The organism is Acidocella sp. (assembly GCF_036489515.1).
Classification (GTDB): Bacteria; Pseudomonadota; Alphaproteobacteria; order Acetobacterales; family Acetobacteraceae; genus Acidocella.
This window is the reverse complement of record NZ_DASXFO010000062.1, coordinates 23,316-35,249: the sequence shown is the minus strand read 5'-3', so window position 1 is coordinate 35,249 and position 11,934 is coordinate 23,316. Positions and strand designations below refer to the sequence as shown.

Here is an 11,934-nt window from a genome sequence, read left to right as displayed (position 1 = left end):
GGCGCAGTCCCGAGGCATCCAACTCCATCCGCGTAATTGAAACGGCCATGCCACCCCCCGAACCGATGAGAGAGGAGCGAATCACATCATGCGGATATTGGGAATCCCACACGAGTCAAAAACTGCCGCCGTTGGTATTATGCCTTCACCGGCGGCACCGATGGCGTGAGCGGCATGACTGACACGCTGATGCTGGGCGTGAACACAGCACCCTATAGCGGCATGTATGCGTTGCAGGGCCAAGGCTGCGGTGTTGCGATGCTGGCGGACGTGACCAGCGCCACCACCTGGCCGACGCAGGTCGCCTTCGCGGTGGCCGAGGGCTTGTATATGATCATGACCGATCCGCCGGGCGAGGCGCTCAGCGCGTCGGGCATCACCAGCGCGGTGACCAACAAGCAGGAAGCCGGCGTGGATTCGCCTTGGGCGAAGCTGATGTTCGGCGACTGGGTTTATTGGCAGGACACGGCGAACAACGTGCTGCGCCTGGTCTCGCCGCAGGCTTTCGTGGCGGGGCGGCTTGCTAACCTCGCTCAACAAGCCGCTCTATGCCGTGGTGGGCACGCAGAAATCCGGCATTCCCGGCACCGCGCAGCAGAGCGCGTATGCCAGCGCCGATCTCTCAGTGCTGTTCCAGAACGGGCTCGACGTGATCGCCAATCCGCAGCCGGGCGGCGCCTATTGGGGCGTGCGCGGCGGCTTCAACACCTCCTCTAACGCCGCCACCAACGGCGACAACTACACGCGCCTGACCGACTATATCGCCGCTACGCTGCAGGCCGGCATGGGCGTGTATGTCGGCCAGGTGGTGAACGCGCAATTGTTCCTCAACATCAAGGCGACCTTGTTGGATTTTCTCTCCGGCATGTTGAGCCAGGGATTGCTGGGGAGCACCACGGCGGGCGCGGTGCCGTATTCAGTGACGTGCGACACCAGCAACAATCCGCAGTCCCAGACCGCGCTTGGTTATGTGCAGGCGGACGTGCAGATCCAGTACCAGGCGATCAACGAGAAATTCATCGTCAATGTCGAGGGCGGCCAGACGGTGACGATCTCCACCACGTTGTCGCAGTCGTAAGAAAGTAGCCGCTTTTTGAAAAAAGCGGCGTAAAAACTTTTTTTATGCTGGGCCGTGGGCGGTGGCGGCACCACGCCCATGGCCCAGAGTCATAAAGTTTTTTTGCTACTTTTTGTTCACAAAAAGTAGCCTTCTCTTTTTCTATCGCTTTTAGGAGATCACGGATCAAATGCCGCAATTCACCATTGGCGAAAACGCCCGCGCGACGATGATCGGCCCTTACGGGACGATCACGGTGCCGGAGATGACGCAGATCACCACCAACACCAACCAGAAGCGCGTGGACGTGCAGACGCTGAACGGCGTGACCAATTCGGTGGTGGTGATGCACGGGCCCACCGGGAGCATCGAGTTCGCGCGCGTCAACAATCAGATCGAGCAGCTCTACGAGCAGATGTTCCAGGCTTGGCAGACCGGGGCGGCGATTCCCACCGGCTCGCTGACCTTGACCATCAATGAGTTGAACAACACGCAGACGACGCTGCATTATGCCGCCGTTACGTTCACGATCTCTGACATCGGCAATTACGCGCCAGGCCGCTCTGTATTGCAGAAGATCGAGTGGGCGGCTGAGAGTTTCAGAAACGCATGATCAGCATCACCCTGGATGACGGCCGTGTTCTGGAACTGAACGCGGTGGCGCCGCATGAGGCGATGCGGCTGGCCGAGGGGGTGGACGCCCCCGGCACAGGGCGCGACCAGAGACTGAGCGGCAATCGCGTGTGGTGGAACCGGGCGCTGCAGGCGGCCGCGGTGCGCAGTATCAGCGGGATTCCCAACCCGTTCCCGTTCTCGCGGACGCATATTCGCGGGATGATCGGCGACCTCGGCGCGGACGGCATGAGGAAGATCGCCGAGGCGCTGGGAGTAGAATTTTTGGCGCCGGAGACGCGCGTCATTGAAGCCACGGCGCTCTCGGCCCTTGAGGAGCTGGATCTGTTCGAGCTCGCCGATGAATATTCGGACGTGCCGGGCTGGATCGCCTCGGCCTATCTGGCAGCACAGGTGCGCAAAATTGACGGCGCGGCGCTGGCTTTTCCGGTGACGCAGGATGAGGTTCGTGCGCGGGTGGAACAGCTCGGCGCCTCCGGCCTGCTGGTGGCCTTTCACGCGTTGCGTCCCACCGCGGGGAGCGAAGCCGCAAAAAACTAGCCGGCCGCCCGGCGTTGCGGGAGGCGGTGTTCCTGGCCATGGCCGGGGCCGTCCCTTCGATCGAGGCCGCGCTCGCGATGAGCGCAACACGGCGGGCGGCCGTGATCATGATCGCCAAGGATTTTCAGGCGCAGCAGGCGCGCGCCTGGCTGCGTATGGTTGCGGATGGGGAGGCGGGCGATGATTGATTTTTATGACGTCGGCGCCGGGTTGCTGCGGGATGAGCCACCGCGTTTCGAGGCACTGCAAAGCGTCATCGATAGGGTCAATGCGCGTCTGGCCCGGCGCGTCGGTGATCCGTTCTATGTTGCGCTGCCCCCGACAGAGGAGTCTGCCAGCAAGATGCGGCGGCGCATCCGCTTCATGCGCGGCGTCCAGGGTGCGACGGATCAGCCATCCGCCAGGAAGCTGGCGCCGAATTCCGTCACTCAGGCCGACGCGCTGGCGCTTTTTTCCACGCCCCCCACGCGGCGCGAACCGCCGGCGCCCGTCGGGATGGGCCGGAATTTTGTCCCGGCCGTGCCACCCGCCGGGGGACTGCCCGCCGGCTTTCTGCTCCCCGCCAGGAGACTGCCCGTCGGGGGGCCGCAAGCTGGCTTGCCGCTGCCACCCGGCTTGCCGCCAAACCAGAAACCTCAAACCGGTTTGGGCGAGCGCATCACCGGACCGGAGTTTTTGCGCCTGGTGACGCAGGCCGGGCCGGAGGTGAGGGACGGTCATGCCCTGCAGCCTTCAGCCATCCTGCCCCAGGACGCGCGACCCCAGTTGCTGTTGCCCAGGTCGCCGGGTGGGGGGGTGCAGACTCCCGGCGCGGCGGTGCCAACCCCTAAGCGGGGTGTGCCGAGCCGGGGGATCAAAACACAGAATATCACGCCGCCGGCCAATGCGCTGACCGATGTGTGGCGGCGGATCAAAGTACCGTCCCAGGCCGAGCCAGTGTCTTTCGCGACGGGGGCAAGCGGCGCCAGAGTCATAAGCGCCATCGTCACGGCGACGCTGGCCGCCCAGCAGGCGCATAATGGCAGCCAGCCGGCCCCGGAATTCGGGGCACGGGGGCACAAAATCCCCGGGGCGACGCCGGATGCGCCGGTCTATACCAGGATGGTGCCCGACCATCCGGCCGTGCCCGTGCATGTGGCCAATGCCGATGCGCTGACCAGCGCCACCATCGACACGCTGGCGCGGCATCAAAGCGCCATGCCGACCGCGCCGACCGGACTCAACAATAACCTCGTGCCGCCGGCACCGGGGGTTGCAGCACCTGGATCCTATCACCCATGAGCATGAGCATTGCCGGTTCGGTGCTGTCGGCGGTGCAGGCCGTCGGGCAGATGTTTGGTGGCTATGGCACGCTCACCATCGGGCCGGTGCAACTCTCAGGCCTGGAATTGCCTGAAACCATGCCGGTCGGCGGCAGGCAGATCATCGGCACCCAGACCATGGTGGGCGGCGGGCTCTGCCTCGACGCGATGGGGCCGGTTGAAAACAGCATTGTTTGGCGCGGCATTTTCACCGGGCCGAACCGCTCGGTGCGGGTGCGGCTGCTCGACAGTCTGCGCAAGAGCGGCGCGGTGGTCACGCTCGCCTGGGACGTGTTCAGCTATCAGGTGATCGTCGCCGCCTTTACCGCCGACACCAGGTCCGTCGATCCGGTGCCCTACAGGATCGCCTGCGTGGTGCTGCAAGACAATGCGGCGCCGTCCGGCGTCATATTGGCCTCGCTGGTGGCGCAGGTGGCGGCGGACGTGGCCAGCGGCGACGTGGTGGGGGCGCTCTCCGCCGCCTCTCTGCCGGTGGCGGCGCCGATCGGTGCGGCGGTGACGGCGGTGGCGGCGCCTGGTGCGACCACGCTCGGCACCAGCGCCTATAACGCGGGGTTAAGCGGGGTGGCGAGCGCCGGCGCCGCCATCGGCGCGGCACTCGCCACCGCCAATAATACGCTCGGGCAGTACGGCGCGACCCTGCTCGGCTTCAGCCAGCCGGCCACCATGCCGGCCTCGGTGCCCAACCTCGCTGCCGCCGTCAGCGGTGCGGCCAGTGCCGGCGGCGATGTCGCTAATCTCACCTCTGCCGCCGGCTATTTCGGCCGCGCCGGCGTCAACCTGCAAAATGCGAGCGCTTGAGCATGCGGCAAGTCACCGTGAGCGGGACCAATCTTTACGCGCTGGCCGCCAAATATCTGGGTGACGCGACGCAATGGCTGCGTATCGCCCAGCAGAACAATCTTTCCGATCCGCAGATCAGCGGGGCGCCGGTGACGCTGCTGATCCCCGCTCCTGACCCCAACGCAACCGGAGGCGCGCCCACGCCATGAGCCAGAGTATTGAAAACATCGCCCGCGCCCCACGTGTGCAGGTGCTCGCCAATGGCGCGGCGATCACCGGCCTGCTCTCGGTGCAATGGACCGACCCGCGCGTCTATCACGTTGGTAGTTTTTCGATCTCCAAAAGCTTCACGCCTTTTGACCCGAACGGGCCCGCCTGGTGGGCCGACACCGCCAACAAGCAGATCGACATCGAGATCAGCCTGGCGCTCGACGGGGGCTTTTTTGCTCCGATGTTTTCAGGCCAGGTGGACAGCCACGCGCTCGACCCGCTGCGGCAAACCATCCATTTGCACGGGCGCGATGGGGCGGCGGTGTTTCTCGACACGTGCATCACCCAGACCTATCAAAACCTCACCTCCTCGGAAATCGCCACGACTTTGGCGCAGAGCCATGGGCTGACCGCGGAGGTGACCTCCACCGCCACGTTGGTGGGGCGCTATTACAACGCCGACCACGACACCATCGCCGCCGGTGGCTTTTCCCGCGCGGTGAATGAGTGGGATCTGCTCTGCCTGCTCGGCCAGCGCGAGGGCATTTTGCCCTATGTGCAGGGAGCCACGTTGTATTTTCAAGTGCCGCCTGTCCTTGCGCCTTCCTATGCGCTGGGGGTGGGACAGAACGCGGATGGCGTGATGATGAGTAATTGTAAGACGCTGCTGTGCGAGCGCGCGCTGACGATGGCGCGCGACGTGAAGGTGACGGTAAATTCCTGGCACTCCGGCAAGAAGACCATCGTGACCGGCTCCGCCGTGACCAAGACCCTGACGCCGGCTTCCACCTCCGTGCCGCCGACCGGTTACATGTTCGAGATTCCCAACCTGACGAGCGCCCAGGCCTCGGCCGCGGCGCAGCGCCTGGCGCTGGACATCGCCCAACACGAGCGCACCATCACCGCCAGCCTGCCGGGCATCAACACGCTGACGCCTAACACCGTGTTCACTATCACTGGCACCGGTACGGATTATGACGGGATCGATTATTTTCCGTCCCACGTCACGCACAGCGTGACGCCACAACGCGGCTTTGAAACCATCGTCTCGGCCAAGAACTATTCGCCGCTGTCGCTTTATGACGGCGCCAGCGGAGGTCTTATTTCATGAGCATGGATAGGCTGATGGCGGCGCAGGCGCGCGGGATCGTCGGGCAGGTGAGCCAGTTCGGCGCGGCGCGCTGCGGACTTGTCGCCTCCTTCAATCCGCAGACCTATTGCGCGAAGGTGACGATCCAGCCGGAGAATATTCTCTCCGGCTGGTTGCCCATTCTGTCCCTTGGGTCGGGCCGGGCTGGGGGCTGGTCGCACCGCTGCCGATTGGCGTGCAGGTGCTGGTGTTGCCTGATCGCAACGACGCGCAGCAGGGCGTGATCGTTGGCGTGCTGTTCTCCGAGGTCGATACGCCGCCCAATACCGCCGCCGCCGGGGAATTTTTGCTCCTGCACGCGAGCGGGGCTTATCTCACGCTGAAAAACGATGGCAGCATGGACATCAATGCGCCGGGTGGGATCAAAATAACCGGGAACGTGACGGTGACAGGGACGATCACCGCCAGCGGCGACGTGATCGGCGCCGGCATCAGCCTCGACAATCATGAGCACCTCTACAACCCCGGCAATGGTGGCGCGACCCTCACAGGGAAAGGGCAAGACTGATGGCTGACATTTCCCACACCTTCGGCGCTGACTTGGTGTTAAGCGCCACTGGCGACCTGCTCTGTGTGAACGGCGACACGCTTACCCAGCAGCGCGTGCTGCGCCGCTTGCTCACCAACGCCGGCGATTATATCTGGCAACTCGCCTACGGCGCCGGGCTCGGCCAGATGGTGGGACAGCCGGCCAACGACACGGCGATCGAGAACATTATTCGTGGCCAGATTTTTCAGGAGTCTGCGGTGGCACAGGTGCCAGCACCTGTCGTCACCACCACCGTCAACACGGATGGAACGGTGAGTGCAGAAATTCAGTATGCCGACGCCGCTACCGGCGCCAGTTCAACGCTCACATTCCAGGTCCAGTAATGGAACTTTCCCTCCAGACTTTTTCCGCCATGCTCAACGCCATGGCGGCGGCGGCGCAGGCCGCCGCCAGCACGGCGCTGAACCTGCTGGTGGGCTCGACGCTGCGCGCCATTTTCGAGGCGGTCGCCGGCCTGTGCCTGTGGCTGCAATGGCAGAACGTGCAGGTGCTGCAAATGGCGCGCCTGACCACCTCGATCGGCACCGACTGCGATTCCTTTGTGACCGACTTCCCGCTCTTCGGCGGCCGTCTGGCCGGCGTGGCCTCGGCCGGTCCGGTGACGTTTGGCCGTTACACAACCACGCAAGCCATGCAGGTGCCGGTCGGCACGCTGGTGAAAACCAATGACGGCACGCAGAGTTTTACCGTCAATCTCGATACCACCAATGCTGCCTATCAGGCCGACCCGAGCGGCGTCACACAAGGCTGGTTCAACCTTGGCGTTGGTGTGGCTTCGGTGAATGTCACGGTCACCAACAATGCTGTGGGCACCGCCGGCAACGTGCTGGCCGGGACGATCGGGCTGATTGCGAGTTCGGCGCCGGGACTCGACACCGTGACCAATGCAGCCGCCTTCACCAACGGCATGAACGCCGAGACCGACGTCGCGTTGAAAGCGCGCTTCGCTCTGTGGTTCAGCTCGTTGAGCCAAGGCACGCCGGCGGCGATTAACGCAGCGGTGGCCGACGTGGCGCAGAACCTCACCTGGCAGCAGATCAACAATACCGACGCCGGGGGCAATTACCGGCCCGGCACGGTCACGGTGGTGATCGATGATGGCAGCGGCGCGACACCTTCCAGCACCGTCTCGCTGGTGGCGGCCGCCGTGCAGAATGTGCGCGCGGCGACCATCAACGCCTGCGTGATCGCGGCGACGGCGCTGGACGCCAATGTCAGCATGACCCTGACCACCGCGGCCAACATCAACCACGCCACCGCCGTGGCTTCCGTGGAGGCGGCGCTGGCGGCGTATATCGGCGCGCTCGGGGTCGGCGATCCGCTGCCCTACACCAGGCTGGCGCAACTCGCCTATGATTCCAGCAGCGCCATCACTAACATTTCCGGCCTCACGCTGAACGGCGGCACGGCAGACCTGGTGCCGACTGACTTCTCTGTGGTGCGCGCCGGCACTATGACGGTGGCATAATGGCGACCGGCGATCAGGCTGATTTCCAGGCGCGGTTGCAAGCGCTGCTGCCCTCCGGCTGGTTCGGTGACAGCACGCCGGTGCTGGATGTGGTGCTGACCGGCATCGGCAACGCGCTGGCGACCATCTATGCGCTCATCGCCTTCACGTTGGCGCAGACGCGCCTCGCCACGTCCCAAGGCGGCTTCGTGGACATGTGGGCGAACGACTATCTCGGCGCCTCCATCATCCGCCTGCCGCAGGAGACCGACAGCGCCTTCAAGGCGCGCACGCAATGGACCATTACCGCGCCGCGCGGCACGGTCGCGGGCCTGAAAGAGGCGATGGAATTTTTGACCGGCAACACGCCGCGGGTGATCGAGCCGGCCAATACCGGCGACACCGGCGGCTGGGCCGGGCCGCTCGGCACTGAGGACGGTGGGCTGTTCGCCTGGGACGATGGCAGCGGCACCAAAGGCGCCGGCGCCTGGGGCAGTCTTTTGCTCCCCTTTCAGCTCTTTATCACCGTGTACCGCCCGGCGCTGCAGGCCGCAGTGCCCCTCGGCGGCTGGACTGGTACGCTCGGCACCGAGGGCGACGCGCTCGGCGGCTGGGCCGGGGCCGCGCCCTATACCAGCGCCAGCGGTTCCCTGGCGTTCACCAACGCCGACATGGTGGCAGCCACGCTCACTGATTCATTCCTGATCGCCGCAGTTTATGCGTGGATGCCGGCCGGGTCGATCGCCTGGGTTAACCTCGCAAACTAAAGCAAGAAAGCAGCCGCTTTTTAAAAAAAGCGGCGCAAAAACTTTTGCTCCGCTGGGCCTGTGCCGGCGAAACCAGCACGGCCTGAACTAACAAAAAGTAGCCTTTCCTTTTGCTTTTTTAAGGATCTTTCATGGATCGCATCATCACCTATCCCGGCGCGTTGCCCAAATCCGCCGATTTTTTGAACGTGCAACGCAATGCCATGATTTCTGACGGGGCGATTTTGCAGGCGGTGTTTGGAAGTTCGGCAGTAGCTTCGGGATTCACGTGTTCGCCATTGGCTGTGCCCGGCATGGGCGTGCAGGTGTCGGCCGGCGCGCTGACGCAATACACAATCGTGGACGCCACCGCTTACGGCGAGCTCGCCGCGGACCTGACCGAATTCATTGTCAAGCAGGGCGTCAATCTCGACCCCACCACCTTGAGTGTGGCGGCGCCGCCAACGGCGGGCCAGTCGATCGCCTATCTGATCGAGGGGGCGTTCGCGGAGACCGATGGCACGCCGGTGGTGTTGCCTTACGTGAACGCCGCCAACCCGAGCCAGCCTTATGCCGGCCCGACCAATAGCGGCGCCGCGCAGAACACGACGCGAGACGAAACCGTCACGTTGGTCGCCAAGGCTGGCAGCGCCGCCGCCACCGGATCGCAAGCCCCGCCATCCGCTGACACCGGCTATGTGCCGCTGTTCGTGGTGACGGTGGCTTATGGGCAGACCGCGATCACCACCGCTAACATCGCCCAGGCGCCCGGCGCGCCGTTTGTGAGCATCCCGCTCCAGAGTCTGCCCAACGTGGCCGGCGCCAATGTCACCACCGTCGCCACCAGCACCACGCTGACGGCCGACAATGCCGGGCTGGTGCTGGTGAACGCGGCTTCGGGGAATATCACCATCACGCGCCCCTTGGCGGCGAGCGCTGGGGGAATTCCGCTGCCGTTCGAGTATGTGCGCACCGATACGACATCGAACACGGTAACCATCGTCACGGCGGGGAGCGATACGACCTGGCCGAGTGGCGGCACATCGACAACGCTGGCGTCGCAGTCGGTGTTCACGGAGCGGGGAGACGGCGTTTCGTCCTGGCGGCAGATCGTCACGCCGCCCGCACCCGGCGGGCAGGTTTTCACGGCGTCCGGCACGTTCACCGTCCCGGCCAGCGTCCGCCTGGTCAAGGCCTCGGCCTATGGCGCCGGTGGCGGCAGTTCCGGCGGCCAGGGCGCCGGTGGCGCCGGCGGCGGCTTTGCCAGCGGCTGGGTTGCCGTGGTGCAGGGCCAGGCCATCGCCGTGACGGTGGGGACCGGCGGTGTGGGCGTTGCGAACAATGGCACGGCGACCGCCGGCGGCACGTCGAGTTTTGGCTCCTATCTCTCGGCGACCGGCGGCGCGGGCGGCGCGGCCGGTCCGGGGAGCGGCGGCACGGGAACCGCCGCAGCAAGCGTCATCAACCCCGTCGTACTGACCGGCCAAGGGGGCTTCGACCTCGACGGTTATGAAGACTCGGTCCCCGGCGGCGAGTGTGCCGGCCCCTATGGTGGCAAAGGCGGCATCGCGAATAACGCGGTCCTCGGATCTGCGCCTGCTGTTCCAGGCGGGGGCGCCGCGGCGAACGTCACCACCGGGGCAAACGGCTATAGCAACGGCGCGAACGGTGCCGTTTACGTGGAGTGGAACACATGAGCACTTACGCACGCATCGCGGGCGCCGTGATCGCCGAGATCCTCACGCCCCGCAGCGGCTTCACACTGGCGCAGTGCTTTGCGCCCGCCATCGTCGCGCAATGCACCGAGATCGACGGCATCACCCCGGCGCCGCAGGTGGGATGGAGTGCTACCGAGACGAGCGGGGTGTGGAGTTTCGCGGCCCCGGTTGCGCCGACGCCGACCCTGGGGCAAGCGGCCACCGCGCTCGTGGCCGCAGGGCTGACCGTCACCAGCACCAGCACGCCGGCGCTCAATGGCGTCTACAATGTGCAGTCCGGCGTGGCTTTCGGTCAGCAGGACATCGCGACGGAAGCGCAATTCATCAGCACATTCTCCGAATTTACGAACGGCACCAGCACCGCGCTCGAATGGCCCCTGCTCAACGGGACCGTGGTGACTTTCACCACCACAACGGCCTTTCTGAATTTCGCCAAGGTTGTGGCGCAATTTATCGCCGCCGTGAAGAGCGCAATGGCGATGTCCGGCACGCTCCCCGCGGCGAGCGTAACGATTCCGTAATTTCTTCCGGGATCGAGACTCTCGTGATGGCAATCGCCGCCTGCGCGTCAGTCCGCCTCGGCGCGGTTGATGGCGGTGCCGTCACGCGCGCCGAAGCGGGTCGATACAAAGCGCTCTGAAGCGCCGATCACCGCGCGCATGAGCCGCGCGGTGGGGCCTTCGATGAACACGAGTGTGAGCCAGGCCATGAACACCGTGAGCGGAACAAACGCCGCCAACACGACGCTGCCGCCCCAAAAACCGCCATGACTGATGGTTTTATCGAGGCCAAGAAGAGCCCTGCCGACTTGCGGCAGCGCGGTGAAGACGATGCTGATCATGCCGATATGCGTCAAATAGAGGGGGTATGAGATGTCGCCCGCGATATTCATGAGGCGGTTGTTCCTGGTCAGGCCAAAGATGCCGGGCAGGGCGGCGGCGAAAAGGAAAATCCCGGCATAGAAGTTGGTGTTGTCCCACGCCGACACGGGGATGCCATGTACCGAAACCCCGATGGATCCGAGCAGAAGCGGCACGCCGAGCCAGTTGGGGAGGCGCCATTTTTCCCAGACGACACGCGCAAGATGCCCGAGCAAAAAGAACCAGACCGTGGCCGGGAAGAAGTGATACGTCCAGGTCAAGCTGAAACCGAAGACATGAACGAACGAGAGCCGCGTCGCGAGGGAAAAGGTGAGAAGCAGGACGCTCCCTGCGATCGAGCGCACCAGCAAGGGGGCGAGCACATAGAAAGTGACCTCCGCACCCAGCGACCAGGCTTGAGCGAGATAGGCGGAGAAAGGCGCCCCATCCTGATTCGGATAAGTGCCAAATGCCAGGATCCAATCGATTCCGAACAGGAAGATCGAGGAAAGCCTTGGCCAGAAGCCGATGGCGCCGATGGCCCCAACGGGGAACAGGCAAATGACGTAAAGCGGCCAGTACAGAGAGAAGATGCGCACAAAGCGGGATTTATAAAACGCCCACAGTCCATCCGCATATTTGTGGGATAAAGCGTAGCTGATCAGGAAACCACTGACCATGTAGAAATACATGACGGCATAGCCGGCGTTCAAACCAAGCTCCGCGGGCGCGATCCAATGATCCGGAGACGCAGCGGTGCCCGACACCACCAATATCCTTAAATGGTCGACCACCACCACGAGCGCGAGAAACAGCCGGATCAGCCCCATTGTCACTCTCCCTGACGCGAGGACGTTACCTGATCGTTGCGAATTCGGCAATAAATTTGACGGTCCTCATTCAGGCGCGCGTGCCATC

General features: G+C 64.3%; 16 protein-coding genes. 15 read left to right on the top strand and 1 reads right to left on the bottom strand.

Annotated elements, in window-relative coordinates:
• Positions 1 to 520 precede the first annotated feature (520 nt).
• The 15 genes from VGG47_RS09940 (at position 521) to VGG47_RS09870 (ending at position 10,677) form a co-directional block, all read left to right on the top strand.
• Positions 521 to 1,078 (top strand): hypothetical protein, encoded by a 558-nt coding sequence (locus VGG47_RS09940; protein ID WP_331537998.1) that lies wholly within the window; start codon positions 521 to 523, stop codon positions 1,076 to 1,078.
• A gap of 169 nt (positions 1,079 to 1,247) precedes the next feature.
• Entirely contained in the window at positions 1,248 to 1,670 is a 423-nt protein-coding gene (locus VGG47_RS09935) for a hypothetical protein (RefSeq protein ID WP_331537996.1), read from the top strand.
• Positions 1,667 to 2,230: a hypothetical protein gene (locus VGG47_RS09930; RefSeq protein ID WP_331537994.1), complete on the top strand. Its 564-nt coding sequence runs from the start codon at positions 1,667 to 1,669 to the stop codon at positions 2,228 to 2,230. The genes VGG47_RS09935 and VGG47_RS09930 overlap by 4 nt, the downstream gene beginning before the upstream one ends.
• Before the next feature lie 38 nt (positions 2,231 to 2,268).
• A complete protein-coding gene (locus tag VGG47_RS09925; RefSeq protein ID WP_331537992.1) occupies positions 2,269 to 2,418 on the top strand; it encodes a hypothetical protein in 150 nt (49 codons plus the stop codon).
• Complete coding sequence (locus tag VGG47_RS09920; RefSeq protein WP_331537990.1) at positions 2,411 to 3,511, top strand: hypothetical protein; 1,101 nt, start codon at positions 2,411 to 2,413, stop codon at positions 3,509 to 3,511. The genes VGG47_RS09925 and VGG47_RS09920 overlap by 8 nt, the downstream gene beginning before the upstream one ends.
• A complete protein-coding gene (locus VGG47_RS09915) occupies positions 3,508 to 4,353 on the top strand; it encodes a hypothetical protein (RefSeq protein ID WP_331537988.1) in 846 nt (281 codons plus the stop codon). Before VGG47_RS09920 ends, VGG47_RS09915 begins: the two co-directional genes overlap by 4 nt.
• Before the next feature lie 2 nt (positions 4,354 to 4,355).
• Positions 4,356 to 4,544 carry a hypothetical protein gene (locus tag VGG47_RS09910; protein ID WP_331537986.1) on the top strand — a complete coding sequence of 63 codons (189 nt, stop codon included), beginning with the start codon at positions 4,356 to 4,358 and terminating at the stop codon, positions 4,542 to 4,544.
• Positions 4,541 to 5,656 (top strand): hypothetical protein, encoded by a 1,116-nt coding sequence (locus VGG47_RS09905; RefSeq protein ID WP_331537984.1) that lies wholly within the window; start codon positions 4,541 to 4,543, stop codon positions 5,654 to 5,656. The genes VGG47_RS09910 and VGG47_RS09905 overlap by 4 nt, the downstream gene beginning before the upstream one ends.
• Positions 5,653 to 5,919: a hypothetical protein gene (locus VGG47_RS09900; RefSeq protein WP_331537982.1), complete on the top strand. Its 267-nt coding sequence runs from the start codon at positions 5,653 to 5,655 to the stop codon at positions 5,917 to 5,919. Before VGG47_RS09905 ends, VGG47_RS09900 begins: the two co-directional genes overlap by 4 nt.
• Positions 5,886 to 6,203, top strand: a complete 318-nt coding sequence (locus VGG47_RS09895; protein ID WP_331537980.1) for a hypothetical protein — start codon at positions 5,886 to 5,888, stop codon at positions 6,201 to 6,203. The genes VGG47_RS09900 and VGG47_RS09895 overlap by 34 nt, the downstream gene beginning before the upstream one ends.
• Positions 6,204 to 6,238: 35 nt before the next feature.
• Positions 6,239 to 6,568, top strand: a complete 330-nt coding sequence (locus VGG47_RS09890; RefSeq protein WP_331537978.1) for a hypothetical protein — start codon at positions 6,239 to 6,241, stop codon at positions 6,566 to 6,568.
• The gene (locus VGG47_RS09885) at positions 6,568 to 7,713 is read left to right on the top strand and encodes a baseplate J/gp47 family protein (RefSeq protein ID WP_331537976.1); all 1,146 of its coding nucleotides are present in this window, start codon (positions 6,568 to 6,570) and stop codon (positions 7,711 to 7,713) included. Before VGG47_RS09890 ends, VGG47_RS09885 begins: the two co-directional genes overlap by 1 nt.
• Positions 7,713 to 8,459: a hypothetical protein gene (locus VGG47_RS09880; protein ID WP_331537974.1), complete on the top strand. Its 747-nt coding sequence runs from the start codon at positions 7,713 to 7,715 to the stop codon at positions 8,457 to 8,459. The genes VGG47_RS09885 and VGG47_RS09880 overlap by 1 nt, the downstream gene beginning before the upstream one ends.
• Before the next feature lie 131 nt (positions 8,460 to 8,590).
• Positions 8,591 to 10,135, top strand: a complete 1,545-nt coding sequence (locus tag VGG47_RS09875; RefSeq protein ID WP_331537972.1) for a hypothetical protein — start codon at positions 8,591 to 8,593, stop codon at positions 10,133 to 10,135.
• Positions 10,132 to 10,677: a hypothetical protein gene (locus VGG47_RS09870; RefSeq protein ID WP_331537970.1), complete on the top strand. Its 546-nt coding sequence runs from the start codon at positions 10,132 to 10,134 to the stop codon at positions 10,675 to 10,677. The genes VGG47_RS09875 and VGG47_RS09870 overlap by 4 nt, the downstream gene beginning before the upstream one ends.
• 47 nt (positions 10,678 to 10,724) lie before the next feature.
• Here VGG47_RS09870 and VGG47_RS09865 read toward each other — a convergent pair whose 3' ends face one another.
• Positions 10,725 to 11,846, bottom strand: a complete 1,122-nt coding sequence (locus VGG47_RS09865; protein ID WP_331537969.1) for an acyltransferase family protein — start codon at positions 11,844 to 11,846, stop codon at positions 10,725 to 10,727.
• Between the last annotated feature and the right edge of the window lie 88 nt (positions 11,847 to 11,934).